Annotated in this window: 22 protein-coding genes and 3 tRNA genes; 4 read left to right on the top strand and 21 right to left on the bottom strand. The window is 69.4% G+C overall.

Features of this window, described 5'->3' with window-relative positions:
• Nucleotides 1-117: 117 nt before the first annotated feature.
• The 10 genes from AB0O29_RS18230 to AB0O29_RS18185 all read right to left on the bottom strand — a co-directional run bounded on the left by AB0O29_RS18230 (nucleotide 118) and on the right by AB0O29_RS18185 (nucleotide 13,434).
• The gene (locus AB0O29_RS18230; protein ID WP_365152801.1) at nucleotides 118-4,017 is read right to left on the bottom strand and encodes a DNA-directed RNA polymerase subunit beta'; all 3,900 of its coding nucleotides are present in this window, start codon (nucleotides 4,015-4,017) and stop codon (nucleotides 118-120) included.
• Nucleotides 4,018-4,112: 95 nt separating this feature from the next.
• Nucleotides 4,113-7,595: a DNA-directed RNA polymerase subunit beta gene (gene rpoB, locus AB0O29_RS18225; protein WP_365152799.1), complete on the bottom strand. Its 3,483-nt coding sequence runs from the start codon at nucleotides 7,593-7,595 to the stop codon at nucleotides 4,113-4,115.
• Nucleotides 7,596-8,182: 587 nt separating this feature from the next.
• Nucleotides 8,183-8,569 carry a 50S ribosomal protein L7/L12 gene (gene rplL, locus AB0O29_RS18220; protein ID WP_365152797.1) on the bottom strand — a complete coding sequence of 129 codons (387 nt, stop codon included), beginning with the start codon at nucleotides 8,567-8,569 and terminating at the stop codon, nucleotides 8,183-8,185.
• A 111-nt stretch (nucleotides 8,570-8,680) separates the two neighbouring features.
• Complete coding sequence (rplJ, locus tag AB0O29_RS18215; protein WP_042818555.1) at nucleotides 8,681-9,211, bottom strand: 50S ribosomal protein L10; 531 nt, start codon at nucleotides 9,209-9,211, stop codon at nucleotides 8,681-8,683.
• Nucleotides 9,212-9,495: 284 nt separating this feature from the next.
• Nucleotides 9,496-10,383 (bottom strand): LppX_LprAFG lipoprotein, encoded by an 888-nt coding sequence (locus tag AB0O29_RS18210; RefSeq protein ID WP_365152795.1) that lies wholly within the window; start codon nucleotides 10,381-10,383, stop codon nucleotides 9,496-9,498.
• A 161-nt stretch (nucleotides 10,384-10,544) separates the two neighbouring features.
• Nucleotides 10,545-11,273 (bottom strand): 50S ribosomal protein L1, encoded by a 729-nt coding sequence (gene rplA, locus AB0O29_RS18205; RefSeq protein WP_365152793.1) that lies wholly within the window; start codon nucleotides 11,271-11,273, stop codon nucleotides 10,545-10,547.
• Nucleotides 11,274-11,360: 87 nt separating this feature from the next.
• Entirely contained in the window at nucleotides 11,361-11,795 is a 435-nt protein-coding gene (gene rplK, locus AB0O29_RS18200) for a 50S ribosomal protein L11 (RefSeq protein ID WP_351878424.1), read from the bottom strand.
• A gap of 165 nt (nucleotides 11,796-11,960) precedes the next feature.
• On the bottom strand, nucleotides 11,961-12,890 hold the full coding sequence (gene nusG / locus AB0O29_RS18195; RefSeq protein ID WP_365152791.1) for a transcription termination/antitermination protein NusG: 930 nt from the start codon (nucleotides 12,888-12,890) through the stop codon (nucleotides 11,961-11,963).
• An 84-nt stretch (nucleotides 12,891-12,974) separates the two neighbouring features.
• Nucleotides 12,975-13,256, bottom strand: coding sequence for a preprotein translocase subunit SecE (secE, locus tag AB0O29_RS18190; RefSeq protein WP_365152789.1), 282 nt, complete (start codon nucleotides 13,254-13,256; stop codon nucleotides 12,975-12,977).
• A 105-nt stretch (nucleotides 13,257-13,361) separates the two neighbouring features.
• A tRNA-Trp gene (locus tag AB0O29_RS18185) sits at nucleotides 13,362-13,434 on the bottom strand.
• A gap of 192 nt (nucleotides 13,435-13,626) precedes the next feature.
• On the opposite strand from AB0O29_RS18185, the gene AB0O29_RS18180 reads away from it, so the two are divergent.
• Both AB0O29_RS18180 and AB0O29_RS18175 read left to right on the top strand, forming a co-directional pair.
• Entirely contained in the window at nucleotides 13,627-14,853 is a 1,227-nt protein-coding gene (locus AB0O29_RS18180) for a pyridoxal phosphate-dependent aminotransferase (protein WP_365152787.1), read from the top strand.
• 139 nt (nucleotides 14,854-14,992) lie between these two features.
• Nucleotides 14,993-16,012: an adenosine deaminase gene (locus AB0O29_RS18175; protein WP_365152785.1), complete on the top strand. Its 1,020-nt coding sequence runs from the start codon at nucleotides 14,993-14,995 to the stop codon at nucleotides 16,010-16,012.
• On the opposite strand, the gene AB0O29_RS18170 is transcribed toward AB0O29_RS18175, so the two are convergent.
• From AB0O29_RS18170 to AB0O29_RS18125, 10 genes are all read right to left on the bottom strand, one after another.
• The gene (locus AB0O29_RS18170) at nucleotides 16,002-16,418 is read right to left on the bottom strand and encodes a hypothetical protein (protein WP_365152783.1); all 417 of its coding nucleotides are present in this window, start codon (nucleotides 16,416-16,418) and stop codon (nucleotides 16,002-16,004) included. The genes AB0O29_RS18175 and AB0O29_RS18170 overlap by 11 nt on opposite strands.
• A 1-nt stretch (nucleotide 16,419) precedes the next feature.
• Nucleotides 16,420-17,520, bottom strand: coding sequence for a UDP-N-acetylmuramate dehydrogenase (locus AB0O29_RS18165; RefSeq protein WP_365152781.1), 1,101 nt, complete (start codon nucleotides 17,518-17,520; stop codon nucleotides 16,420-16,422).
• On the bottom strand, nucleotides 17,521-17,919 hold the full coding sequence (locus AB0O29_RS18160; RefSeq protein WP_365152779.1) for a DUF3291 domain-containing protein: 399 nt from the start codon (nucleotides 17,917-17,919) through the stop codon (nucleotides 17,521-17,523). It lies immediately after the preceding gene.
• A 114-nt stretch (nucleotides 17,920-18,033) separates the two neighbouring features.
• Nucleotides 18,034-19,458 (bottom strand): DHA2 family efflux MFS transporter permease subunit, encoded by a 1,425-nt coding sequence (locus AB0O29_RS18155; protein WP_365152777.1) that lies wholly within the window; start codon nucleotides 19,456-19,458, stop codon nucleotides 18,034-18,036.
• 81 nt (nucleotides 19,459-19,539) lie between these two features.
• Nucleotides 19,540-20,127, bottom strand: coding sequence for a TetR/AcrR family transcriptional regulator (locus AB0O29_RS18150; RefSeq protein ID WP_365152776.1), 588 nt, complete (start codon nucleotides 20,125-20,127; stop codon nucleotides 19,540-19,542).
• Between the two features lie 199 nt (nucleotides 20,128-20,326).
• Entirely contained in the window at nucleotides 20,327-20,755 is a 429-nt protein-coding gene (locus AB0O29_RS18145) for a MaoC family dehydratase (RefSeq protein WP_365152774.1), read from the bottom strand.
• Between the two features lies 1 nt (nucleotide 20,756).
• On the bottom strand, nucleotides 20,757-21,209 hold the full coding sequence (locus AB0O29_RS18140) for a MaoC family dehydratase N-terminal domain-containing protein (RefSeq protein ID WP_365152772.1): 453 nt from the start codon (nucleotides 21,207-21,209) through the stop codon (nucleotides 20,757-20,759).
• Nucleotides 21,210-21,329: 120 nt separating this feature from the next.
• On the bottom strand, nucleotides 21,330-21,494 hold the full coding sequence (gene rpmG / locus AB0O29_RS18135; RefSeq protein WP_007265873.1) for a 50S ribosomal protein L33: 165 nt from the start codon (nucleotides 21,492-21,494) through the stop codon (nucleotides 21,330-21,332).
• A gap of 88 nt (nucleotides 21,495-21,582) precedes the next feature.
• Nucleotides 21,583-21,658, bottom strand: a tRNA-Met gene (locus AB0O29_RS18130).
• A 48-nt stretch (nucleotides 21,659-21,706) separates the two neighbouring features.
• Nucleotides 21,707-21,779: transfer RNA gene (locus tag AB0O29_RS18125), tRNA-Thr, on the bottom strand.
• Nucleotides 21,780-22,109: 330 nt separating this feature from the next.
• Here AB0O29_RS18125 and AB0O29_RS18120 point away from each other — a divergent pair.
• Both AB0O29_RS18120 and AB0O29_RS18115 read left to right on the top strand, forming a co-directional pair.
• The gene (locus tag AB0O29_RS18120) at nucleotides 22,110-23,666 is read left to right on the top strand and encodes an amidohydrolase family protein (protein WP_365152770.1); all 1,557 of its coding nucleotides are present in this window, start codon (nucleotides 22,110-22,112) and stop codon (nucleotides 23,664-23,666) included.
• 53 nt (nucleotides 23,667-23,719) lie between these two features.
• Nucleotides 23,720-24,376: an SDR family oxidoreductase gene (locus AB0O29_RS18115; protein WP_365152768.1), complete on the top strand. Its 657-nt coding sequence runs from the start codon at nucleotides 23,720-23,722 to the stop codon at nucleotides 24,374-24,376.
• Between the two features lie 26 nt (nucleotides 24,377-24,402).
• Here the strand turns inward: AB0O29_RS18115 and AB0O29_RS18110 are convergent, their stop codons facing one another.
• Nucleotides 24,403-24,843 carry a DUF3574 domain-containing protein gene (locus tag AB0O29_RS18110; protein WP_365152766.1) on the bottom strand — a complete coding sequence of 147 codons (441 nt, stop codon included), beginning with the start codon at nucleotides 24,841-24,843 and terminating at the stop codon, nucleotides 24,403-24,405.
• Nucleotides 24,844-24,929: the final 86 nt, after the last annotated feature.

Here is a 24,929-nt window from a genome sequence, read left to right as displayed (position 1 = left end):
GCGGGGGCGGGGGCCGCCGCCCTCCCCGCGGCGGCCCGCCCGGCCCCCCTCCCCCGGACACGAAGAAGCCCCCCACCTCTCCTCTCGGAGCGGTGGGGGGCTTCCTCTTACGAGCTCTTAGCCGTTGTACGGGCCGTAGTCGTAGTCCTCCAGCGGGACAGCCTGGCCGGAGCCGGTGCCGAAGGGGGAGTAGTCGATGTCGTCGTAGCCGACGGCCGAGTACATCGCGGCCTTGGCCTCTTCGGTCGGCTCGACCCGGATGTTGCGGTAGCGGGACAGACCCGTACCGGCCGGGATGAGCTTACCGATGATGACGTTCTCCTTGAGGCCGATGAGGCTGTCGGACTTGGCGTTGATCGCCGCGTCCGTCAGAACTCGGGTCGTCTCCTGGAAGGAGGCGGCCGACAGCCAGGACTCCGTCGCCAGCGAGGCCTTGGTGATACCCATCAGCTGCGGACGGCCGGAGGCGGGGTGACCGCCCTCGGTGACCACACGACGGTTCTCGGTCTCGAAGCGGGAGCGCTCGACGAGCTCGCCCGGGAGGAGCTCCGCGTCGCCGGACTCGATGATCGTCACGCGGCGGAGCATCTGCCGGATGATGATCTCGATGTGCTTGTCGTGGATCGACACGCCCTGCGAGTTGTAGACCTTCTGGACTTCGCCGACCAGGTGGACCTGGACGGCACGCTGGCCGAGGATGCGCAGCACGTCGTGCGGGTTGGTGGCACCCATGGTGAGCTTCTGGCCCACCTCGACGTGGTCGCCCTCGTGCACGATGACCTTGGCGCGCTTGGAGATCGGGAACGCCGTCTCCTCGCTGCCGTCGTCGGGCGTGATGACGATCTTCTTCGTCTTCTCGGTCTCCTCGATCCGCACGCGGCCGGCGGCCTCGGAGATCGGGGCGACACCCTTCGGGGTACGGGCCTCGAAGAGCTCGACCACACGCGGCAGACCCTGCGTGATGTCGTCACCGGCCACACCACCGGTGTGGAAGGTACGCATCGTCAGCTGGGTACCGGGCTCACCGATGGACTGGGCGGCGATGATGCCGACCGCCTCACCGATGTCGACCAGCTTGCCGGTGGCCAGCGAGCGGCCGTAGCAGAAGGCACAGGTGCCGACGGCGGACTCACAGGTCAGGACCGAGCGGGTCTTGACCTCCTCGACGCCGTTCGCGATGAGGGCGTCGATGAGCACGTCACCGAGGTCCACGTTCGCCGGCGCGATGACCTTGCCGTCGATGACGACGTCCTCGGCCAGCATGCGGGCGTACACGGAGGTCTCGACGTCGTCCGCCTTGCGGAGGACACCCGTCTCGTCCTTGGCGCCGATCTTGAGCTTGAGGCCGCGCTCGGTGCCGCAGTCCTCCTCGCGGATGATGACGTCCTGCGAGACGTCCACCAGACGACGGGTGAGGTAACCCGAGTCGGCGGTACGCAGGGCGGTGTCCGCCAGACCCTTACGGGCACCGTGCGTGGAGATGAAGTACTCCAGAACGGTGAGGCCCTCACGGAAGGACGCCTTGATCGGACGCGGGATGGTCTCGTTCTTCGCGTTCGACACCAGACCACGCATACCGGCGATCTGTCGCATCTGCATCATGTTTCCTCGGGCACCCGAGTCAACCATCATGAAGATGGGGTTCGTCTTGGGGAAGTTCGCGTTCATCGCCTCGGCAACCTCGTTGGTCGCCTTGGTCCAGATCGCGATGAGCTCCTGCGTGCGCTCGTCCTTGGTGATCAAACCGCGCTCGTACTGCTTCTGGACCTTCTCGTCCATCGCCTCGTAGCCCGCGACGATGGCCTTCTTGGCCTCGGGCACGACGACGTCGGAGATGGCCACGGTGACGCCCGAACGGGTCGCCCAGTGGAAGCCGGCCGCCTTCAGGTTGTCGAGCGTCGCCGCCACGATGACCTTGGGGTAGCGCTCCGCCAGGTCGTTGACGATCTCGGAGAGCTGCTTCTTGCCCACCGAGTAGTCGACGAACGGGTAGTCCTCGGGCAGCAGCTCGTTGAAGAGCGCGCGACCCAGGGTCGTCTTCAGACGGAAGCTGTCGCCCGGCTGGAACTCCTGCTCGCCCTCTTCGGCGACCGGCGCCACCCAGCCGCGCGGCGGGATGGTGCCCACCGGGAAGCGGATGTCGACGGACGACTGCAGCGCGAGCTCGCCGGCGTCGAACGCCATGATCGCCTCGGCGGTCGAGCCGAACGCGCGGCCCTCGCCCTTGACGTCACGGAGCTCACCGTCGGTGGTCAGGAAGAACAGACCCAGGACCATGTCCTGCGTCGGCATCGTGACCGGACGGCCGTCGGCCGGCTTGAGGATGTTGTTCGAGGACAGCATCAGGATGCGGGCCTCGGCCTGCGCCTCCGCGGAGAGCGGCAGGTGCACGGCCATCTGGTCACCGTCGAAGTCCGCGTTGAACGCGGTGCAGACGAGCGGGTGGATCTGGATGGCCTTGCCCTCGACCAGCTGGGGCTCGAAGGCCTGGATGCCGAGGCGGTGCAGCGTGGGCGCACGGTTCAGCAGGACCGGGTGCTCGGCGATGACCTCTTCGAGCACGTCGTACACGACCGTGCGGCCGCGCTCGACCATGCGCTTCGCCGACTTGATGTTCTGCGCGTGGTTCAGGTCGACCAGGCGCTTCATCACGAACGGCTTGAAGAGCTCCAGCGCCATGGCCTTGGGCAGACCACACTGGTGCAGCTTCAGCTGCGGACCGACGACGATCACGGAACGCGCGGAGTAGTCCACGCGCTTGCCGAGGAGGTTCTGGCGGAATCGACCCTGCTTGCCCTTCAGCATGTCGCTGAGGGACTTCAGGGGACGGTTGCCGGGACCGGTGACCGGGCGACCACGACGACCGTTGTCGAAGAGGGCGTCCACGGCCTCCTGGAGCATGCGCTTCTCGTTGTTCACGATGATCTCGGGGGCACCGAGGTCGAGAAGGCGCTTCAGGCGGTTGTTGCGGTTGATGACGCGGCGGTACAGGTCGTTCAGGTCGGAGGTCGCGAAGCGGCCACCGTCGAGCTGCACCATCGGACGGAGGTCCGGCGGGATGACCGGCACGCAGTCGAGCACCATGCCCTTGGGGCTGTTGCTGGTCTGCAGGAACGCGGAGACGACCTTGAGGCGCTTGAGCGCACGGGTCTTCTTCTGGCCCTTGCCGGTACGGATGATCTCGCGGAGGCGCTCGGCCTCCTCCTCCAGGTCGAAGGACTCCAGGCGCTTCTGCAGCGCCGCGGCACCCATCGAGCCGTCGAAGTACGTGCCGAAGCGGTCACGCAGCTCGCGGTAGAGGAGCTCGTCGCCCTCGAGGTCCTGGACCTTGAGGTTCTTGAAGCGCGACCAGACCTCGTCCAGACGGTCGATCTCGCGCTGCGCACGGTCGCGCAGCTGCTTCATCTCGCGCTCGGCACCCTCGCGCACCTTGCGGCGCACGTCGGCCTTGGCGCCCTCGGCCTCGAGCTCGGCCAGGTCGCTCTCGAGCTTCTTGGCGCGGCCTTCGAGGTCGGCGTCGCGGCGGTTCTCGATCTGCTGGCGCTCGACGGAGACGTGGGCCTCCAGCGACGGCAGGTCGCGCTGACGGCGCTCGTCGTCGACGAACGTGATCATGTACGCGGCGAAGTAGATGACCTTCTCGAGGTCCTTCGGCGCGAGGTCCAGCAGGTAGCCCAGGCGCGACGGGACGCCCTTGAAGTACCAGATGTGGGTGACGGGAGCGGCGAGCTCGATGTGGCCCATGCGCTCACGACGCACCTTGGCGCGCGTGACCTCGACGCCACAGCGCTCACAGATGATGCCCTTGAAGCGGACACGCTTGTACTTGCCGCAGTAGCACTCCCAGTCCCGGGTAGGACCGAAGATCTTCTCGCAGAAGAGTCCGTCCTTCTCGGGCTTGAGGGTGCGGTAGTTGATGGTCTCCGGCTTCTTGACCTCGCCGTGCGACCAGGTTCGGATGTCGTCCGCGGTGGCAAGGCCGATCCGCAGCTCGTCGAAGAAGTTGACGTCGAGCACTGTGCGTCAATCCCTCTTTCGGGGTCGAGTCTCAATCATGGTCTGAACGGTCCCGGGGCGGCCGGGGGATCTTCTCGATCCCCCGGCCAGGCCCGTCAGACCTCTTCGACGCTGCTCGGCTCGCGCCGGGACAGGTCGATACCGAGCTCCTCCGCCGCGCGGAAGACGTCCTCGTCGGTGTCGCGCATCTCGATGGACATGCCGTCCGAGGACAGCACCTCCACGTTGAGGCAGAGCGACTGCATTTCCTTGATGAGCACCTTGAAGGACTCGGGAATGCCCGGCTCGGGGATGTTCTCGCCCTTGACGATGGCCTCGTAGACCTTCACGCGGCCGGTCACGTCGTCGGACTTGATCGTCAGGAGTTCCTGGAGCGCGTACGCGGCGCCGTATGCCTCAAGCGCCCACACCTCCATCTCACCGAAGCGCTGACCACCGAACTGCGCCTTACCACCCAGCGGCTGCTGCGTGATCATCGAGTACGGACCGGTCGAACGGGCGTGGAGCTTGTCGTCGACCAGGTGGTGCAGCTTGAGGATGTACATGTACCCGACCGAGATCGGGTCCGGGAACGGCTCGCCGGAGCGGCCGTCGAACAGGCGCGCCTTACCGGTCGGGAGCACCATGCGCTCGCCGTCGCGGTTCGGGATGGTGTGCTGGAGCAGGCCGGCCAGCTCGTCCTCGCGCGCACCGTCGAAGACGGGGGTGGCGACGTTGGTGCCGGGGGCGACCTGGTCGGCGCCGATCGCCTGGAGGCGCTGCGCCCACTCGTCCGCGAGGCCGGAGACGTCCCAGCCGCGGCTGGCGAGCCAGCCGAGGTGGATCTCCAGGACCTGACCCGGGTTCATTCGGGACGGGACACCCAGCGGGTTCAGGATGATGTCGACCGGCGTGCCGTCCTCGAGGAAGGGCATGTCCTCGATCGGAAGGATCTTGGAGATGACACCCTTGTTGCCGTGACGGCCGGCGAGCTTGTCACCATCGGTGATCTTGCGCTTCTGGGCCACGTAGACGCGGACCAGCTGGTTCACGCCCGGAGGAAGCTCGTCGCCCTCCTCGCGGTCGAAGACGCGGACACCGATGACCTTGCCGATCTCACCGTGAGGCACCTTGAGCGAGGTGTCACGCACCTCGCGGGCCTTCTCACCGAAGATCGCGCGGAGCAGGCGCTCCTCCGGGGTCAGCTCGGTCTCACCCTTGGGCGTGACCTTGCCGACCAGGATGTCGCCGGCGACGACGTCCGCACCGATGCGGATGATGCCGCGCTCGTCGAGGTCGGCGAGGACCTCCTCGGAGACGTTCGGGATGTCCCGGGTGATCTCCTCGGGGCCCAGCTTGGTGTCACGGGCGTCGACCTCGTGCTCCTCGATGTGGATCGAGGAGAGGACGTCGTCCTGCACGAGGCGCTGCGACAGGATGATCGCGTCCTCGTAGTTGTGGCCTTCCCAGGGCATGAACGCGACGAGCAGGTTCTTGCCGAGGGCCATTTCGCCCTCTTCGGTCGCGGGACCGTCGGCGAGGACCTGGGCCTCGATGATGCGGTCACCCTCGTTGACGATGACCTTCTGGTTGACCGAGGTGCCCTGGTTCGAGCGGGAGAACTTGGCGACGCGGTACGTGGTGTACGTGCCGTCGTCGTTGGCGACGGTGATGTAGTCGGCCGAGACCTCCTGGACGACACCGTCCTTCTCCGCCTTGATCGAGTCGCCGGCGTCGACCGCGCAGCGGTACTCCATGCCGGTGCCGACGAGCGGGGCCTCCGCCTTGATGAGCGGAACGGCCTGGCGCATCATGTTCGCGCCCATGAGGGCGCGGTTGGCGTCGTCGTGCTCGAGGAAGGGGATCATCGCGGTCGCGACGGACACCATCTGGCGCGGCGAGACGTCCATGTAGTCGACGTCGTCACCGGCGATGTAGTCGATCTCGCCGCCACGACGGCGGACCAGGACGCGGTTCTCGGTGAAGCGCATCTCGTCGTTCAGGCCGGCGTTGGCCTGGGCGATGACGAAGCGGTCTTCCTCGTCGGCCGTGAGGTAGTCGACCTCGTCGGTGACGACACCCTCGACGACCTTGCGGTACGGGGTCTCGATGAAGCCGAACGGGTTGATGCGGCCGTAGGAGGCCAGCGAGCCGATCAGACCGATGTTCGGGCCTTCGGGCGTCTCGATGGGGCACATGCGGCCGTAGTGAGACGGGTGGACGTCACGGACCTCGAAGCCGGCCCGCTCACGGGACAGACCACCCGGGCCGAGGGCGTTGAGACGACGCTTGTGCGTCAGGCCCGACAGCGGGTTGTTCTGGTCCATGAACTGCGACAGCTGGCTGGTGCCGAAGAACTCCTTGATGGAGGCGACGACCGGCCGGATGTTGATCAGGGTCTGCGGCGTGATCGCCTCGACGTCCTGGGTGGTCATGCGCTCGCGCACGACGCGCTCCATACGGGCGAGACCCGTACGGACCTGGTTCTGGATGAGCTCGCCGACGTTGCGGATACGACGGTTGCCGAAGTGGTCGATGTCGTCGGTCTCGACGACGATCTCCCGGCCCGACTCGCCGACCGTCTCGGTCTCGCCCGCGTGGAGCTTCACGAGGTACTTGATCGTCGCGATGACGTCGTCGGTGGTGAGCACACCGGCGTCGAGCGGCTCGTCGGCGCCGAGCTTCTTGTTCACCTTGTAGCGGCCGACCTTCGCGAGGTCGTAGCGCTTCGGGTTGAAGTAGAGGTTCTCGAGCAGCGTCTGAGCGGCCTCGCGGGTCGGCGGCTCGCCCGGGCGCAGCTTGCGGTAGATGTCGAGCAGCGCGTCGTCCTGGCCCTGGGTGTGGTCCTTCTCCAGGGTGGCGCGCATGGACTCGTACTCGCCGAACTCCTCGAGGATCTGCTCGGTGGTCCAGCCGAGGGCCTTGAGGAGGACGGTGACGGACTGCTTGCGCTTGCGGTCGATGCGGACACCGACCATGTCGCGCTTGTCGACCTCCATCTCCAGCCAGGCACCCCGGGAAGGGATGATCTTGGCGGAGAAGATGTCCTTGTCGGACGTCTTGTCGATGGAGGAGTCGAAGTAGACACCCGGGGAACGGACGAGCTGCGACACGACGACGCGCTCGGTGCCGTTGATGACGAAGGTGCCCTTGTTGGTCATGAGCGGGAAGTCGCCCATGAAGACCGTCTGAGACTTGATCTCACCGGTCTCGTTGTTCGTGAACTCGGCCGTGACGAAGAGCGGCGCCGCGTACGTGAAGTCGCGCTCCTTGCACTCGTCGACGGAGTTCTTCGCCGGCTCGAACCGGTGGTCGCGGAACGTCAGCGACATCGACCCGGAGAAGTCCTCGATCGGCGAGATCTCCTCGAAGATCTCCTCCAGACCGGACTTGGTGGGGACGTCCTGTCCACTCTCAAGCGCCGACTCGACGCGAGACTTCCAGGCGGCGTTGCCGAGCAGCCAGTCAAAGCTCTCGGTCTGCAGCGCCAGGAGGTTCGGAACCTCGAGGGGCTCCTTGATCTTTGCAAAGGAGATGCGCAGCGGGGCGGTGCTGGCACCGGTGTTCGTATTGGTCGAGGCGTTGCGCGAGGCGGCCAAGAGGGGGTCCTTCCGAGGGCTCGGACTCACTACGCGCGTACCGGTCCCAGCCGACACAGAAGACAGAGCCTCCCCAGCTGGACTAAAAGACCAGGTCAGGGCGTATCAATCCGGTGTGCTCGAGCGTGGGCATGCCCCTGGCGACGGGCAGGGGACAGCTAACAGGCAGCGCAAAGGGTCAGTGTAGCCACTTGGCTCACTGATGTCCAGACCAGGTTTCCGGAAACCGGCAACAGGCCCTTCCCCACGTCCTCAACCAACACCGCGTCCAACCAACACCGCGGCCGTTGCCGCAGCGCCCGCACACAGAGCGCGTATGAGTACTGCCCTCTTCGTAGTCGATCCATGCCTCGGATCCCGGATCGAACCAGGTGACCTCGCGACGGGTCTGAGAATTGCGCGCCGCTGGCCGTTCGTCAAGGCCCCGTGCTCCGAGCGGATCATCTCCGGACCCTGCGTCGGGGCAACGAAGATCACCCTACTCCCCAACGAGACCAGGGCAAGTCAGGCACTGCGAATACGCCAAAGGGCGACCACCCTTACGGGTGATCGCCCTTGGTTGAGGCCGTCAGACGGCCTCAGAGGTGTTACTTGACCTCGACGGAGGCGCCAGCGGCCTTGAGGGCCTCAGCGGCCTTGTCAGCGGCTTCCTTGTTGGCCTTCTCGAGGACCGGCTTCGGGGTGCCGTCGACGAGGTCCTTGGCCTCCTTCAGACCCAGGGAGGTCAGCTCGCGCACGACCTTGATGACCTGGATCTTCTTGTCGCCGGCGCCGGTGAGGATGACGTCGAACTCGTCCTTCTCCTCGACCTCGGCGGCGGCACCGGCGCCCGGGGCACCCGGGGCGGCGACGGCGACGGCCGCGGCGGCGGTGACGTCGAACTTCTCCTCGAAGGCCTTCACGAACTCGGAGAGCTCGATGAGGGTCATCTCCTCGAACTGGGCGAGGAGGTCTTCCTGAGAGAGCTTCGCCATGATGGGCGATCCTTCCACTAATTCGGCAGGTGCCGATATGTCTAGAGAGGCGGGCGTAACGGCCCGCTACGACCCACGCACTAGGCGGCGTGGATCAGTGCGCGAGCCGAATTACTCGGCACCGCCCTGCTCGGCGAGCTTGACGCGAAGCGCTTCCGCAGTGCGGACGAACTTCGACGGCAGCGCCTGGAAGAGCGAGGCAGCCTGGGACTGCTTGCCCTTGAACGCGCCGGCCAGCTTGCTGAGCAGAACCTCGCGGGACTCGAGGTCCGCAAGCTTCTTGATGTCATCGGCGGACAGCGCCTTACCATCAAGGACACCGCCCTTGATGATCAGGTTCGGGTTCTCCTTGGCGAAGTCACGAAGACCCTTGGCCGACTCCACCGGGTCACCGGTGATGAAGGCGGCACCCGTCGGACCAGTGAACTGGTCGTCGAGCGAGGTGATCCCGGCGTTGTTCGCCGCAATCTTGGTCAGCGTGTTCTTCACCACGGCGTACTGGGCGTTCTCACCGAGCGAACGACGCAGCGTCTTGAGCTGCTTCACGGTGAGACCCCGGTACTCGGTCAGCACAACGGCGTTCGAGCTGCGGAACTTGTCCTCAAGCTCGGCTACGTCGGCAGCCTTGTCGGGCCTTGCCATAGAGCGTCGGCCTCCTTCCGGGTGATGAGGACCGCTCAGAAGGGGCTGACATACAAAACGCCCCGACGCAGGCGTCAGGGCGTAGCTCAACCGGAAAATTCCGGGAACGATTCCACAGTCACCTGCGCGGGTCGTCCGCAGTAGCGGATCCTTCGGCCGCCATACCCTCTACGAGCACGGCAACGACCAGCGGTCTTTGGCTTCTGTGGAAGCGTACGTGAAGCATGCGACCTGGAGCAAATCGGCCTCCGGACCCGCCCCCCGACGGGTCCGGAGGCGATGCCTCAGCCCTGGCCGGAGCCCTTGGCGCCGAAGTCCATGACCTGGTCGGCCGGCGGGGCGGCGATGTCGACCGGCTTGTTGTAGTCCAGGAACTTCATCGTCATGTCCATGGGGCCCTTGGCCGACTCGGCGCGGGTGCGGAACTGCTTGGTGTGGTTGCTCTCGTCGATCCACATGTCCATGTTCATGCTCTTGATTCCCTCGCCCTCCATCTTCTGGATGGACTTCTCCTGGCGCTCCTTGGCCTCGGGAGTGAGGGCGGCGAGGGAGGCCCGCATCTGCTCGATGGAGACCGTGCCGGAGACGTGCCTGGTCTTCACGCCGTCGATGGTCTCCTCGCCGACGGTCTTGAGGTCCTTGGCGCCCAGGAGGTCACCGGCGCGGTCGCCCGGGTTCTCGGCGGCGGCGCCGGAGCCGGCGCCGAGGCTGTCCAGCTGCTTGGCGGCGTTGGGGTCCGCGCTCTTCATGTCGAACTTCAGCCACGCGCCCTCGGAGCCCATGTACATGACCCCGTCGAGGAGGCGGATCTCCGCCGCCTTGTCCTCGCCCGGCGCGGACATCTTCATGGACATGGCCACGGACGGCTTCATGCGCAGCGAGACGTCGGCGTTGACCGGCTGGCCCTGCGCGGTACCGGTCATGGTGTAGCGGAGGGAGGTGATCTCCTCGGAGTTCTTCTTCACCTTCTCCAGGTACGCCGCCGGCGCGGCGTCCGCGGCCCCCTGGGCCGGCTTGCCGGCCGCGGACGCCCCGGTGGACGGCGCCGCGGACTGCGCGGCCCCCGCCTTGCCCCCGTCGTCCTTCTTGCCGCCCTCACAGGCGGTCGTGGCCCCGCCGACGAGCAGCACGGCCGCCAGCGCGGCCATGGTGGTCTTGTGGTGCTTCAGCATGGAGTCCCCACCCCTTGTAATCGATCAACCGTCTGACCATACGGTAAAGAGACGGGAAAGTCGCACGGGATTTCGGGCTCCGGGGGACAAACGAAACCGGCCCCCCGCTTCCCGTGAGGGAGGCGGGGGGCCGGTTCAGCCGTGATGGCGAGCCGTCAGGCTCAGACCGCGGCCGGGTCTTCCTCGACGAGGAGGTTCCGGGTGCGGTTGGAGTCCAGCTGGATGCCGGGGCCCATCGTGGTGCTGAGGGCGGCCTTCTTGATGTAGCGGCCCTTGGCGGCGGACGGCTTCAGACGAACGATCTCGTCCAGGGCCGCCGCGTAGTTCTCGACCAGCTGCTCATCGGAGAAGGAGACCTTGCCGATGATGAAGTGCAGGTTCGAGTGCTTGTCGACGCGGAACTCGATCTTGCCACCCTTGATCTCGGTGACGGCCTTGGCGACGTCCATGGTGACGGTGCCGGTCTTCGGGTTCGGCATGAGACCACGCGGACCGAGCACGCGGCCGAGGCGGCCGACCTTGCCCATGAGGTCCGGGGTCGCCACGACGGCGTCGAACTCGTTCAGGCGGTTGCCCTTGGCGATCTCGTTGATCAGCTCGTCGTCGCCGACGATGTCGGCGCCGGCGGCTTCCGCGGCCGCAGCACGGTCACCGGTCGCGAAGACCAGGACCCGGGCGGTCTTGCCGGTGCCGTGCGGGAGGTTCACGGTGCCGCGGACCATCTGGTCGGCCTTGCGCGGGTCGACACCCAGGCGGAAGGCGACCTCGACGGTGGCGTCGAACTTGGTGGCGGAGGTCTCCTTGGCGAGACGGACGGCCTCGAGCGGGGCGTACAGCTTCTCCCGGTCGACCTTGGCGTCCGCAGCGCGGAGAGTCTTGCTGCGCTTCACTTCTGCTCCTGTGTAAGTGCTTCAGGCATGGAGTCGTGGTACGGACCAGCGCTTGGCCCTACCACTGGGGAACTGCGAGGGGCGAAATCAGCCCTCGACCGTGACACCCATCGAACGGGCGGTGCCGGCGATGATCTTCTCCGCGGCGTCCAGGTCGTTCGCGTTGAGGTCGGGCATCTTGATCGTGGCGATCTCACGGACCTGGTCACGCGTGAGCTTCGCGACCTTGGTCTTGTGCGGCTCGCCGGAGCCCTTCTCGATGCCGGCGTGCTTCAGGATGAGGCGCGCGGCCGGCGGCGTCTTGGTGATGAAGGTGAAGGAACGGTCCTCGTAGACCGTGATCTCCACCGGCACGACCATGCCACGCTGCGACTCGGTCGCGGCGTTGTAGGCCTTGCAGAACTCCATGATGTTGACGCCGTGCTGACCGAGCGCGGGGCCGACCGGCGGAGCCGGGTTGGCCGCGCCGGCCTTGATCTGGAGCTTGATAAGCCCCGTGACCTTCTTCTTCTTGGGAGGCATTGCTCTCTCCGGGTCCTAGTGAGAGTTTTCAGCCGTCCGTCCGGTCATCCGGATGGAGGCATACCGCACCACGATAACGGGTATGGGTGCGGGGCTAAAAACCGAGCAGGTCAGACCGCCTTTTTCGGGCTGGTCTGACCTGTTTCGGAAGCGTCGCTCAGAAGATCAGTTCTTCTGGATCTGGTCGAAGCTCAGCTCGACCGGGGTCTCGCGGCCGAAGATCTCGACGAGGCCCTTGACCTTCTTCGAGTCCGGGTTGATCTCGTTGATCGTCGCCTGGAGCGTCGCGAACGGGCCGTCGGTGACGGTGACCGAGTCGCCGACCTCGAAGTCCAGGACCTCGATGGTGCGCTTCACGGCGGGCGCGGGCAGGCCGGCCTCCTCGGCAGCCTGCTTGGCGGCCTTCTCCTGCGCCTCCGGGGCGAGCATCTTGACGATCTCGTCCAGGGTCAGCGGGTACGGGTCGTACGCGTTGCCCACGAAGCCGGTGACACCGGGGGTGTTGCGGACGACGCCCCAGGACTCGTTCGTCAGATCCATGCGGACGAGAACGTAGCCGGGCAGCTTGTTCTGCCGGACGTTCTTGCGCTCGCCGTTCTTGATCTGGACGATCTCTTCCTCGGGCACCTCGGCCTGGTAGATGAACTCCTCGACGTTCAGCGAGACGGCACGCTGCTCCAGGTTCGCCTTCACGCGCTTCTCGTAGCCCGCGTAGGTGTGGATCACGTACCACTCGCCGGGGAGCAGGCGCAGCTCGTCGCGGAGGGCCTGGATCGGGTCGACGGGCTCGGCGGGAGCGGCCTCCTCGGCCTCCTCCGCGTCCTCGGCCTCGACGGCGTCCTCGACGTCGCCCTCGTCCTCGGAGTCCTCGTCCTCGGAGTCCTCGTCGGCTTCCTCGGCGTCGACCTCGTCCTCGTCGGCCTCGGCGGCCTCGTCCTCGACGTGCAGCGCGGCTTCCTCGGCGGCGATGCCGGCCTCGGCGTCGGCGAGCTCAACCTCGTCGGGGTCCACAGCGTCCGCCGCCTCGACGATGTCGAGCTCGTCCTCGACGGACTCGACGGAGTCGTGGCTCGCGTTCAGGTTCGGGTCAGACACGGTGGCTGCTTCTTCCTGGATACAAAAGGTGGTGGAACATGCGAAAAGGGGCGGCACCCATCAAGGCGCCGCCCTCCGCGGGGATCAGCCGAAGACGAACTTGATGGCTTCCTGGAACCCATAGTCAATCACGGTCACCAGACCGATCATGATGACGACGAAGACAATCACCACGGTGGTGTACGTCGTGAGCTGGTTGCGCGTGGGCCAGACGACCTTGCGGAGTTCCGCGACGATCTGACGGTAGAAAAGCGCGAGGCGGCCCAGGGGGCCCTTCTTCCCGCGCTTGCCGCCCTTGCGGGCCTTCTTCTCGTGAGTGTCGCTGTCGGCATCAGGCATGTCGATGGAGCCCAGGGCGTCCGTCACGTCTCTCACCTGAATCCGGGTCGTGGCCGTAGCCGCGCCCGGTTGCGCCGCACGGCGTTGCATCGAAATACGTACCTGCGCACACATCCGAGAAGGAGTGTGGAGCAGGGCCGGAGGGACTCGAACCCCCAACCGCTGGTTTTGGAGACCAGTGCTCTACCAATTGAGCTACGACCCTTTGCGCTCCCCAACCTACCGCATCCGGACGAGTGCACTGTGTGCTCACGCCCCGGGGCGTTTGGTGAGGACCAACAGCAGCAGAGCATACGTGTTCCTGGGCCTGACGTCGAACAGAGAACATCCGGACCTGCTCCGTCCGGTGACTGAAACGTTGTGCGGGGGCTCCGGAGCGTCTGGGACGATTGGCCGCATGACCTCTGCAACGCCTTCCTCCGAGCGCCGGGTGTCCGCCCGTATCGGCGCCATCTCCGAGTCCGCGACCCTCGCCGTCGACGCCAAGGCCAAGGCCCTCAAGGCCGCCGGGCGCCCGGTGATCGGCTTCGGCGCGGGCGAGCCCGACTTCCCGACCCCGGACTACATCGTCGAGGCGGCGGTCGCGGCCTGCCGCGACCCGAAGTTCCACCGCTACACGCCGGCGGGCGGCCTGCCCGAGCTCAAGAAGGCGATCGCGGCCAAGACGCTGCGCGACTCCGGTTACGAGGTGGACGCGGCCCAGGTCCTGGTGACCAACGGCGGCAAGCAGGCCATCTACGAGGCCTTCGCGGCGATCCTCGACCCGGGCGACGAGGTCATCGTCCCGGCCCCCTACTGGACCACCTACCCGGAGTCGATCCGTCTCGCCGGCGGTGTCCCGGTCGAGGTCGTGGCCGACGAGACCACCGGTTACCGGGTCTCCGTCGAGCAGCTCGAGGCGGCGCGCACCGAGCGCACCAAGGTCGTCCTGTTCGTCTCCCCGTCCAACCCGACGGGCGCGGTCTACAGCGAGGCCGACGCGAAGGCGATCGGCGAGTGGGCCGCCGAGCACGGCCTGTGGGTGCTGACCGACGAGATCTACGAGCACCTGGTCTACGGCGACGCGAAGTTCACCTCGCTCCCCGTGCTCGTGCCGGCGCTGCGCGACAAGTGCATCATCGTCAACGGCGTGGCCAAGACGTACGCCATGACGGGCTGGCGCGTGGGCTGGGTCATCGCCCCCCAGGACGTCATCAAGGCCGCGACGAACCTGCAGTCGCACGCCACCTCCAACGTCTCCAACGTGGCCCAGGTGGCCGCGCTGGCCGCCGTCTCGGGCGACCTGGACGCCGTGGCGGAGATGCGCAAGGCCTTCGACCGCCGCCGCCAGACGATGGTCAAGATGCTCAACGAGATCGACGGCGTCCTCTGCCCGACCCCCGAGGGCGCGTTCTACGCGTACCCGTCGGTCAAGGAGCTGCTCGGCAAGGAGATCCGCGGCAAGCGCCCGCAGACCTCCGTCGAGCTGGCCGCGCTGATCCTGGACGAGGCCGAGGTCGCGGTCGTCCCGGGCGAGGCCTTCGGCACCCCGGGCTACCTGCGCCTGTCCTACGCCCTGGGCGACGAGGACCTGGTCGAGGGCGTGACCCGGATCCAGAACCTGCTGGCCGAGGCCAAGGCGTAAGCACGAACCCTCCGGAGCGGCGTCACCCCACCCCGGGGCGGCGCCGCTCCGGCGCGTGCGGGGTCATATTCGTGTTCGGGCAACGTCCCGTTCAGGTAATGCGCTGCCAATCGGGTGACCGATGCGGCAGGATCACCAGATGGAGCACGTACGCGATCTCACGCTTCTGCCGAAGGCCCACCTGCACCTGCACTTCACCGGCTCGATGCGCCCGTCGACCCTGCTGGAGCTGGCCGACAAGTACGGCGTCCGGCTGCCGGACGCCCTGACCGCCGGGGAGCCGCCCAAGCTGCGGGCGACCGATGAGCGCGGCTGGTTCCGCTTCCAGCGGCTCTACGACGCCGCCCGCTCCTGCCTGCGCGAGCCCGAGGACATCCAGCGGCTGGTCCGCGAGGCCGCCGAGGAGGACGTCCGGGACGGCGGCGGCTGGCTGGAGATCCAGGTCGACCCCACCTCGTACGCCCCGCTGCTGGGCGGCATGATCCCGGCCGTGGAGATCATCCTCGACGCCGTGGACGCGGCCTCCCGCGAGACGGGCCTGGGGATGCGGGTGCTGATCGCCGCGAACCGGATGAAGCACCCCCTGGACGCCCGTACGCTCGCCCGGCTGGCCGTCCGCTACGCCGACCGGGGGATCGTCGGCTTCGGGCTCTCCAACGACGAGCGCCGGGGCATGGCGCGCGATTTCGACCGGGCCTTCGCGATCGCCCGTGACGGCGGTCTGCTGGCGGCCCCGCACGGCGGCGAGCTCACCGGCCCGTCCTCGGTCCGCGACTGCCTCGACGACCTGCACGCCTCCCGCATCGGGCACGGCGTCCGGGCGGCCGAGGACCCCCGGCTGCTGAAGCGGCTCGCGGACCGGCAGATCACCTGTGAGGTCTGCCCCGCGTCCAACGTGGCGCTGGGCGTCTACGAGCGGCCCGAGGACGTCCCGCTGCGCACCCTCTTCGAGGCCGGGGTGCCGATGGCGCTGGGCGCGGACGACCCGCTGCTCTTCGGGTCGCGGCTGGCGGCCCAGTACGAGATCGCGCGGCGCCACCACGCCTTCACGGACGCGGAGCTCGCGGAGCTGGCCCGGCAGTCGGTGCGGGGTTCGGCGGCGCCGGACGAGGTCAAGGCGAAGCTGCTCGACGGGATCGAGCACTGGCTCAGCGGGTGAGCCGCAGGTCTCCGTCGTGGCAGTCGGCCCGGACCCGGCGGCCGTCGGGGAAGCCGATCTCCAGGTGGGTGCGGCCCTGCTCGGGCAGGGCGAACTCGGCGACCGATTCGACGGTCTGGCCGAGGTGGCGCAGGAACGGGTGCTCGCCGAGGTCCTCGCCGACCTCGACGCGGCCCCACTCCCCCATGTCGTAGGGCTCGTGGGGCGGGGCGGACTCGACGATGAGGCACCAGTCGGACCCGGTGGTGATCCGGGTGGATTCGCCCGCGCTGTCGATCAGCCAGACGTCGAGGGGGGCCTCGGAGCGTTCGCCCTCGCAGATGTGCCAGGACGCGACGACACGGCTGATCTGGCGTCCCACCAGGCGCGTGGGGTCCGTACCGGCCCCGTGCAGGGGGCAGTTCATCTCAGAGGCGGACGCCGACCGTCACCGGCTCGTTGACGAGGGTGACGCCGAAGGCCTCGCGGACCCCGGCGACGACCTCGCGGGCCAGGGTGAGCAGGTCCTCGGTGGTGGCCTCGCCGCGGTTGGTGAGGGCGAGGGTGTGCTTGGTGGAGATGCGGGCGGGTCCGGTGCCGTAGCCCTTGGTGAAGCCGGCCTTGTCGATCAGCCAGGCCGCGCTGGTCTTCGTACGGCCCTCGCCGGCCGGGTAGGCGGGCGGGGCGGTGTCGGGGCCGAGGCGGTCCTGGGCGCGGACGAGGAAGGCGGCGTAGGCCTCGTCGGTCAGGATCGGGTTGTGGAAGAAGGAGCCGGCGGACCAGGTGTCGTGGTCGGCGGGGTCGAGCACCATGCCCTTGCCGGCGCGCAGGCGCAGGACGGTCTCGCGGGCGGTGGCGGCGGGGACGCGGTCGCCGGCCTCCACGCCGAGGGCGCGGGCCGTCTCGGGGTACTTGATCGGCGCGGAGAGGCCGCCGGCGTCCTCCAGGGCGAAGCGCACGCGCAGGACGACGTAGCGGTCGGGCCGGTCCTTGAAGAGGCTGTTGCGGTAGCGGAAGGCGCATTCGGCGGCGGTCAGGGTGACCGTCTCGCCGGTGGTGCGGTCGTAGGCGACGACCTCGGTGATGGTGTCGCAGACCTCCTGGCCGTACGCCCCGACGTTCTGGATCGGGGTGGCGCCGGCGGAGCCGGGGATCCCGGCGAGGCACTCGATGCCCGCGAGGCCGGCCTCGACGGTGCGGGCGACGGCGTCGCTCCAGTTCTCGCCGGCGGCGAGCTCCAGGGTGGTGCCGTCGAGGGTGAAGCCGGTGGTGGCGATGCGCAGGGCGGTGCCGTCGAAGCCCCCGTCGCCGATGACGAGGTTGCTGCCGCCGCCGATGACCAGGAGCGGGGTGCCGCTCGCGTCCGCGGCGCGGACGGTTTCGATCACCTCGGCGTCGGTGGTCGCGGTGACCAGCCGGGCCGCGGGGCCGCCGAGGCGGAAGGTGGTCAGCGGGGCGAGGGGGGCGTCGTGGAGTTCCTGCACGTGGACAAGAGTACGGTCCGTCCCCCTCGCATCCCGGCGGGGCACTCAGTGGCCCTGGTTCTGCTCGGCCAGGCGCCGCTCGGCCTCGGCCCAGGTGAGGGGGAGTTCGGCGGCGGGAACGGTCCAGTAGGTGAAGGCGGATTCCCTCATGTAGGCGCTGGCGGCGCGGGAGCTGGAGCGGTGGGGCTCGCTGCGGGCGAAGCGGTAGAGGGCGTCCCGGTCCTCCCAGGCGGAGAGGGTGAGGAAGGTGCGGCGGAAGACGCGGGCGCGGAGGGCCACGCCGTGGGCGCCGGGGGCCTTGCGGATCTGGAGGATGATGCCGGGCGCTTTGAGGAAGAACTTGAGGGCGCCGGCGAGGGTGGCGGTCTCGAAGCGGGAGGCCATGACGTAGACCTCGGCGTCGGGGGCGGCCTGCGTGGGCGTGGACCAGGGGATGTCGGGCATGACGGGTCTCCTCTGCACGGATCAGGCTTGCGGGTGGGGGCGCTCAACCTCTTCGGGTCGCACGCATCGTAATAGTCTCTGCTTGAGTTTGGGTACTACATTGCACGGATGGGATCAGCCGACGCGGACCGGGGCGGCGGCCGGGTCCGCCGTGGCGGGGGCGGTCTTGGCCCGGCGCGGGAGGAGCAGGGTCAGGGCGGCGGCCAGGGCGATGGCGGCGGCGCCGATCCACAGGGCGGGGACGGTGCCGTCGGTGAAGGTCTGCGGGGTCCGGTAGCCGCCGTGGGCGGAGAAGACGGAGGCGAGGACGGCCACGCCGAGGGCTCCGCCGACCTCGCGGAGGGCGTTGTTGGTGCCGGAGGCCTTGCCCTGGTCGGCGGGGGCCACGGTGGACATGAGCACGTGGTTGGCCGGTGCGAAGTACAGGGACATGCCGATCCCGCTGAGGACGAGGGCCGGGAGCTGGGCGGCGTAGGAGACGTCGGGGCTCAGGACGAGGGCGAACCAGCCGAGGCCGAGGGCTTGGAGGGTCAGGCCGGCGGCGACGACGGGACGGCCGCCGATCCGGTCGGCGAGGATCCCGGCGACCGGGGCGACGACGATCCCCATGCCGGTCCAGGGGAGCATGCGCAGGCCCGCCTCGGTGGGCGAGTAGCCGGCGACGCCCTGGAGGAACTGGCTGAGCAGGAAGATCGACCCGAACATGCCGAGGTACATCAGCAGGCTGGCGAGGTTGATCCCGAGGAAGCCGCGGTCGCGGAAGAGCCGCATGGGCAGGACGGGGTCGGCGCTGCGCAGGCCGTGGCGGACGAAGCCGGCGACGAGGACGGCGCCGGCGATGAGCCCGGTGAGGACGGGGGCGCTGGTCCAGCCGTGGGCGTTGGCGTTGACCAGGCCGTAGACGATGCCGAAGAGGCCGCCGCTGATGAGGAGGGTGCCGGGGGCGTCGAGGCGGGCGCGCGGGACGCTGGACTCGGCGAGGCGGATCCGGGCGAGCGGGATCAGGGCGAGGCCGATGGGCACGTTCAGCCAGAAGATCCACTGCCAGGAGATGTGTTCGGTGAGGCTGCCGCCGATGAGGGGGCCGGAGGCGACGGCCAGGCCGGTGACGGCCCCGTAGATCCCGAGGGCGGTGCCGCGCCGGGCGGCGGGGACGGCGGCGGTGAGGAGGGTGAGGCTGAGCGGCATCATGACGGCGGCTCCGGCGCCCTGGACGGCGCGGGCGGCGATCAGCCGTTCTATGTCGGGAGAGAGGGCCGCCGCGGCGGAGGCGGCGGTGAAGAGGGCGAGGCCGGCGGTGAAGAGCCTGCGGCGGCCGAAGCGGTCGCCGAGGGCGGAGCCGAACATCAGCAGGACGGCGAAGGTCAGGGTGTAGGCGTTCACCGTCCATTCGAGGTCCTCCAGGCCGCCGCCGAGGTCGGCGCGGATGGCGGGGAGGGCGGTGGTGACGACGAGGTTGTCGAGGGCGGCCATGAAGCTCGCGGCGCCGGTGAGGACGAGGGCCCAGACCGCGGACGGTCCGAGTTTCTGCTGGGTCATGCTTCCCCCTGGAGCGGTTGTTAGTTATTGCTGACTAACTTTGATGGGCAGAAGGACGCGGGGCCGCCCGGGCCCCGCGTGTCACACCGTGCGGCCGCCGCCCGGGCCGGCCGCGCCGGCCGCCTTGTCGACGCCGCCCGGGAAGCCGTGCCAGATCCGGTGGCCCGACGGGAACCCCATGGCGGACAGGGTGTTGATGAGCATCCCCTGCGCCATGAAGGCCGTGGTCTCCCGGACGTCGCCGAGCGGGATGCCGACGGTGTCCCACAGCTCCAGCCATCCGGCTCGTACGAGCTCGCCGAGCTCGTGGTCCCCGGCGGCCTCGGCGGCGGCGACGGTGACGTACATCTGGAGCTGCATCTGCAGCATCTCCGGCTCCTCGGCGATCAGCCGGACGTACGCCTCGCCCATGGCCGAGCGGGCCTCCTCCCCGTGCAGCCCGTCGGCGGCCTCGGCGAACACCCTGCGGGTGCTCTCCAGACACCGGCCGGCGGCGGCCATGAAGATGGCCTTCTTGCCCGGGAAGAGCCGGAAGAGGTACGGCTGCGAGACCCCGACGCGCTTGGCGATCGCCTCGGTGGAGGTCCCGTAGTAGCCGCCGCACGCGAACTCGTGGATCGCGGCGCGGATGACGCTCTCGCGTCGCTCGTCCGCACTCATCCTTGCCATGGGCAGAAAGTTAGTGCTCAATCACTAACTAAGTCAAGGGGTGTGGTGCGCGGGTACCGGACGGGCGGCGCGGCGGCGCGGGGGCGCGGGGGGCCTCCCCGCGCCTCGGCCCGTCGGTCCGTCGGCCCGTCGAACCGTCGGCCATCGGCCCGTCCACCCGCCCCCGGGCGGCCGGGTGGGCGGGCGGCCGGGTGGCCGCTCAGGCCAGCCTGACCACCGCGCGGGACATGCCCAGGACCTTCTGGCCGGCGCTCATCGCCGTCAGGTCGACCCGCACCCGGTTGTCGTCCAGCTTCTGGGCGACCTTGGCGGTGACCTCGATCAGGGCGCCCTGGTCGTCGTTCGGGACCACGACCGGCTTGGTGAAGCGGACGCCGTACTCGACCACCGCGCCCGGGTCGCCGACCCAGTCGGTGACGACGCGGATCGCCTCAGCCATCGTGAACATGCCGTGCGCGATGACGTCCGGCAGCCCGACCTCCTTGGCGAACCGCTCGTTCCAGTGGATCGGGTTGAAGTCGCCCGAAGCGCCGGCGTAGCGGACGAGCGTGGCGCGGGTCACGGGGAAGGACGCCGCCGGGAGCTCGGTGCCGACCTCGACGTCGGCGTACTGGATCTGGGCGGTCATCTCAGGCCTCCTCGGGGGCGCGGGACACGAGCTTGGTCCAGGCGGTCACCACGTGCTCGCCGGACTCGTCGTGGACTTCGCCGCGGATGTCGATGATGTCGTTGCCGGCGAGGGACTTGACGGCCTCGATGGTGGAGGTCACGGTGAGCCGGTCGCCCGCGCGCACGGGGCGGACGTAGGCGAACTTCTGGTCGCCGTGCACGACGCGGCTGTAGTCCAGGCCCAGCTGGGGGTCCTCGACGACCTGGCCCGCCGCCGCGAAGGTGATGGCGAACACGAAGGTCGGGGGGGCGATCACGTCCTGGTGGCCGAGCGCCTTGGCGGCTTCGGGGTCGGTGTAGACGGGATTGGCGTCACCCACCGCGACCGCGAATTCGCGGATCTTCTCCCGCCCGACCTCGTAGGGGTCGGTGGGCGGGTAGGTCCGCCCCACGAAGCTCTGGTCGAGGGCCATGGCTCACTACCTCCTGTTGAACGGACTCCGGATCAAGGAACCGGTGCGGAAACGACACGAGGCCGCCCCCTGGAAGGGGACGACCTCGTGACTGTGCCTATGTGGAGACTTCGCCAGTGATTAGCGGGTCTCGCGGTGCGCGGTGTGCGAGTTGCAGCGCGGGCAGTGCTTCTTCATCTCCATGCGGTCCGGGTTGTTACGCCGGTTCTTCTTGGTGATGTAGTTCCGCTCCTTGCACTCCACGCAGGCCAGCGTGATCTTCGGGCGGACGTCGGTGGCAGCCACGTGAGTGCTCCTTGACGGACTATGGGACGGATGAACGCATAAAAGAGTAGCCGATCGGGAGACCGACCCCGCAATCGGCTACTAGGTTTGGTAGCGGCGACCGGACTTGAACCGGTGACACAGCGATTATGAGCCGCTTGCTCTACCGACTGAGCTACGCCGCTTTGATGAGATCCGTTCCCCACCCGAGGGTGGGGAACCTCTCTCACCAGAGCCCCAATGCGGAATCGAACCGCAGACCTTCTCCTTACCATGGAGACGCTCTACCGACTGAGCTATTGGGGCGAGCGAGGAAGACATTACACGGTTGCGCGCCGATCGCCCAAATCCTTTGGGGGGACTGGGCTCGGAAGACCTCGGCAGGTCTTTCCCGATCCAGCTCGGGCGCCCCTGGAGCCACAATCGCGCCTTTTTGTGGCCGGGGTCACAGGCGCGGCCGCCGCGCGCGGGCGCGGCCGTGGACTCCGGGGCGTGCGGGCACCACACCGGTACGACTATTTGCCTCTTCCGCGAACCGGAGAGCCCCGCGCCCTAGGCTCTGAGCACGCTGCGTGATCTTGGGCCGCGGGCTGCGGCCACGGCTCAGGAACCGCCCGAGCCCCCCGCAGGAGCGCGATGTCCGACAGCCAGCCGCAGCAGCCCTCCCCCTCCCCGCGCAACCCGGCGGGGGGCCCGTCCGGCGCCACCGGCGGAGGCACGGGGGCAAGCCCGGGCGGAGGCCACGGCACGGGGCACGGCACGAGTCACGGCGGCGGCCACGGCACGGGGCACGGCGCGGGGCACGGAGGCGGTCCCGGCGGCGGTCCGCCCAAGGGCTCCGCGGGCGGGCCGTCCCGGGGCTCCGGGGGGCCGGGCCGCAGCGCGTCCGGGGGCTCCGGGCGCGGTCCGGCCGAAGGCCCCGGCCGCGGTCCGGCCGAAGGCTCGGGGCGCAGCCCGGCCCGCGCCCCCGGCGGCGGCGCGCCCGAGGCGGAACCGCAGACGGGACTCCTGCTCACCGGGGCCCGGCTCACCGACGGCCGCACCGTCGACGTCCGGCTCGGCGGGGGCCGCATCCAGGCCGTCGGCACGGCGGGCAGCCTCCCCGCCCCCGCACTGGCCCGGGTCGACCTGCGCGGCTACCTGCTCCTGCCCGCCCCCGCCGAACCCCACGCCCACGGGGACACCGCCCTCACCGCCGACGGCGAGGGACCCGTCTCGTACGCCCCCGACGAGGTGCAGCGCCGGGCCACCGAGGCGGCGCTGCTCCAGCTGGGGCACGGCGCCACCGCCGTGCGCTCCCACGTCCGGATCGGCGACGTGCACGGGCTGGGCCCGCTGGAGGCCTCCCTCCAGGCCCGCCGCTCCCTGCGCGGGCTCACCGACCTGACCACGGTCGCCGTGCCCCGGCTGCTGACCGGGGTGGCCGGCGCCGACGGGCTCGCGATGCTGCGCGACGCGGTCAAGATGGGCGCCTCGGTGATCGGCGGCTGCCCCGACCTGGACCCCGACCCCACGGGCTTCGTCGAGGCGGTCCTGGAGCTGGCCGCCGAGCACGGCTGCCCCGTGGACCTGCACACGGACGGTGACGACCCCGGCCGCCTCGCCCGGCTGGCGGCGATGGCCGGGGGGCTGCGGCCCGGGGTGACCATCGGCCCCTGCGGCGGCCTGTCCCGGCTCCCGCTGGACGCCGCCTCCCGCGCCGCGGACCAGCTCGCGGCGGCCGGCGTACGGGTCACCTGCCTGCCCCAGGGCGACTGCGCCGCGCTGGAGCGGCGCGGCCTGCGCACCGCCCCCGTACGCCTCCTGCGCGCCGCCGGGGTCCGCGTCGCCGCCGGGAGCGGGGCGCTGCGGGACGCGGGGAACCCGGTCGGGCGGGGCGACCCCCTGGAGGCCGCCTACCTGCTGGCCTCCCAGGGCGGGCTGCGCGCCGCCGAGGCGTACGCGTCGGTCAGCGCCGCCGCCCGCGAGGTGATGGCCCTGCCGGAGGTCCGGGTGGAGGCGGGCTTCCCGGCGGAGCTGCTCGCGGTGCGCGGGGAGCGGATCGCCGGGGTGCTGTCGCTGGCCTACAGCCGGATCGTGATCCACCGGGGCCGGGTGGTAGCCCGGACGAGTGCCGTACGGGAGTACTGCGACTCGGCGGTCGCGGTGGCCCTGGACCTGCCCCGGCAGGGCCGTATGGAGCCCGGCCCCTGAACGCGCCCGGGCGTTCGCGGGCGGGCGGGGCCCGGTCGTCGTACGGTCGGGACATGCGCATCGTCATCGCGGGTGGACACGGTCGGATCGCGCTGCGGCTGGAGCGCCTGCTCGCCGCGCGCGGGTACGAGGTCGCCGGGATCGTCCGGGACCCGGAACAGGGCGCCGATCTGCGCGAGGCCGACGCCGAACCGGTGCTGTGCGATCTGGAGTCGGCCTCCGTCGAGCACGTGGCGGGCATCCTGCAGGGCGCGGACGTGGCGGTGTTCGCGGCCGGGGCCGGTCCGGGCAGCGGTCCGGCGCGCAAGGAGACCGTGGACCGGGGCGCGGCGGTGCTGTTCGCCGACGCCGCCGAACGGGCCCGGGTGCGCCGCTTCCTGATGGTCTCCTCGATGGGGTCGGACGCCCGGCACGAGGGGGGCGAGGTCTTCGACGCGTACCTGAGGGCGAAGGGCGAGGCCGACGACCACCTGCGGACGCGGCTCGGTCTGGAGTGGACGATCGTGCGCCCGGGCGTGCTGACCGACGATCCCGGTACGGGGCTGGTCCGGCTGGAGGCGCGCACCGGGCCGGGCAGTGTGACGCGCGACGACGTGGCGGCGGTCCTCGCCGAGCTGGTGGAGACTCCGGCGACGGCCGGTCTGACGCTGGAGCTGCTGTCGGGTTCGACGCCGGTCGCGGTCGCCGTGAAGGACGTGGCCGGCAACTGAGGCCGTACCGCCCGGCCGGCGGCCCGTCAGAAATCGGCCTCCAGCTCGTCGTCGGAGCGTCCCACCGAGTCCTGGCGGAACTGCTCCTCGTAGGCGCGCCGGATCCGTTCGACGCGGTCGCCGCGGGCGGTGGCCTCCTTCTCGGGGTAGAGCAGCACGACTTCGTAGGAGGCCTCGCGGACGATCGTGCCGTCCTCGCCGCGCCATTGGCCGTACCCGTCCCGGAGGGTGAGGCCCTCGGGGAAGTCCGGGGTGATCTCGCGGTCCAGGAAGCGCATGAACTCGCCCTTCGCGACGGGCGGGCGGCCGTCGGTGCGCTGGGTGCCGAAGTACAGCCGCGTCTCCCGGTAGGGCTCCCCCGCGTGGCCGTGCAGCGCCGCCCCGACCAGGGCCGGGATCCCGGCACCGAGCAGGGCCGCCAGTACCCCGCCCGCGGCTTTTCCGCGTGTGTCCGAAGTCCATCTCACGCCCCCTGAACGACCGGCCGCCCGGTTCGGTGCGCGGTGGGGGCCGATAGGGTCACCGCGATCCGGCCGCAGGGGGCGGCCGCAGG

The organism is Streptomyces sp. NPDC089915 (assembly GCF_040684675.1).
Lineage (GTDB): Bacteria > Actinomycetota > Actinomycetes > Streptomycetales > Streptomycetaceae > Streptomyces.
This window is presented reverse-complemented; position numbering and strand designations above follow the sequence as displayed.

Coding starts and splice junctions, on each gene's coding strand:
- rplL (WP_365152797.1), bottom strand. CDS start 8,569: ATGGCGAAGCTCTCTCAGGAAGACCTCCTCGCCCAGTTCGAGGAGATG.
- rplJ (WP_042818555.1), bottom strand. CDS start 9,211: ATGGCAAGGCCCGACAAGGCTGCCGACGTAGCCGAGCTTGAGGACAAG.
- AB0O29_RS18210 (WP_365152795.1), bottom strand. CDS start 10,383: ATGCTGAAGCACCACAAGACCACCATGGCCGCGCTGGCGGCCGTGCTG.
- rplK (WP_351878424.1), bottom strand. CDS start 11,795: ATGCCTCCCAAGAAGAAGAAGGTCACGGGGCTTATCAAGCTCCAGATC.
- AB0O29_RS18180 (WP_365152787.1), top strand. CDS start 13,627: ATGACCTCTGCAACGCCTTCCTCCGAGCGCCGGGTGTCCGCCCGTATC.
- AB0O29_RS18175 (WP_365152785.1), top strand. CDS start 14,993: ATGGAGCACGTACGCGATCTCACGCTTCTGCCGAAGGCCCACCTGCAC.
- AB0O29_RS18170 (WP_365152783.1), bottom strand. CDS start 16,418: ATGAACTGCCCCCTGCACGGGGCCGGTACGGACCCCACGCGCCTGGTG.
- AB0O29_RS18160 (WP_365152779.1), bottom strand. CDS start 17,919: ATGCCCGACATCCCCTGGTCCACGCCCACGCAGGCCGCCCCCGACGCC.
- AB0O29_RS18155 (WP_365152777.1), bottom strand. CDS start 19,458: ATGACCCAGCAGAAACTCGGACCGTCCGCGGTCTGGGCCCTCGTCCTC.
- AB0O29_RS18150 (WP_365152776.1), bottom strand. CDS start 20,127: ATGGCAAGGATGAGTGCGGACGAGCGACGCGAGAGCGTCATCCGCGCC.
- AB0O29_RS18145 (WP_365152774.1), bottom strand. CDS start 20,755: ATGACCGCCCAGATCCAGTACGCCGACGTCGAGGTCGGCACCGAGCTC.
- AB0O29_RS18140 (WP_365152772.1), bottom strand. CDS start 21,209: ATGGCCCTCGACCAGAGCTTCGTGGGGCGGACCTACCCGCCCACCGAC.
- AB0O29_RS18120 (WP_365152770.1), top strand. CDS start 22,110: ATGTCCGACAGCCAGCCGCAGCAGCCCTCCCCCTCCCCGCGCAACCCG.
- AB0O29_RS18115 (WP_365152768.1), top strand. CDS start 23,720: ATGCGCATCGTCATCGCGGGTGGACACGGTCGGATCGCGCTGCGGCTG.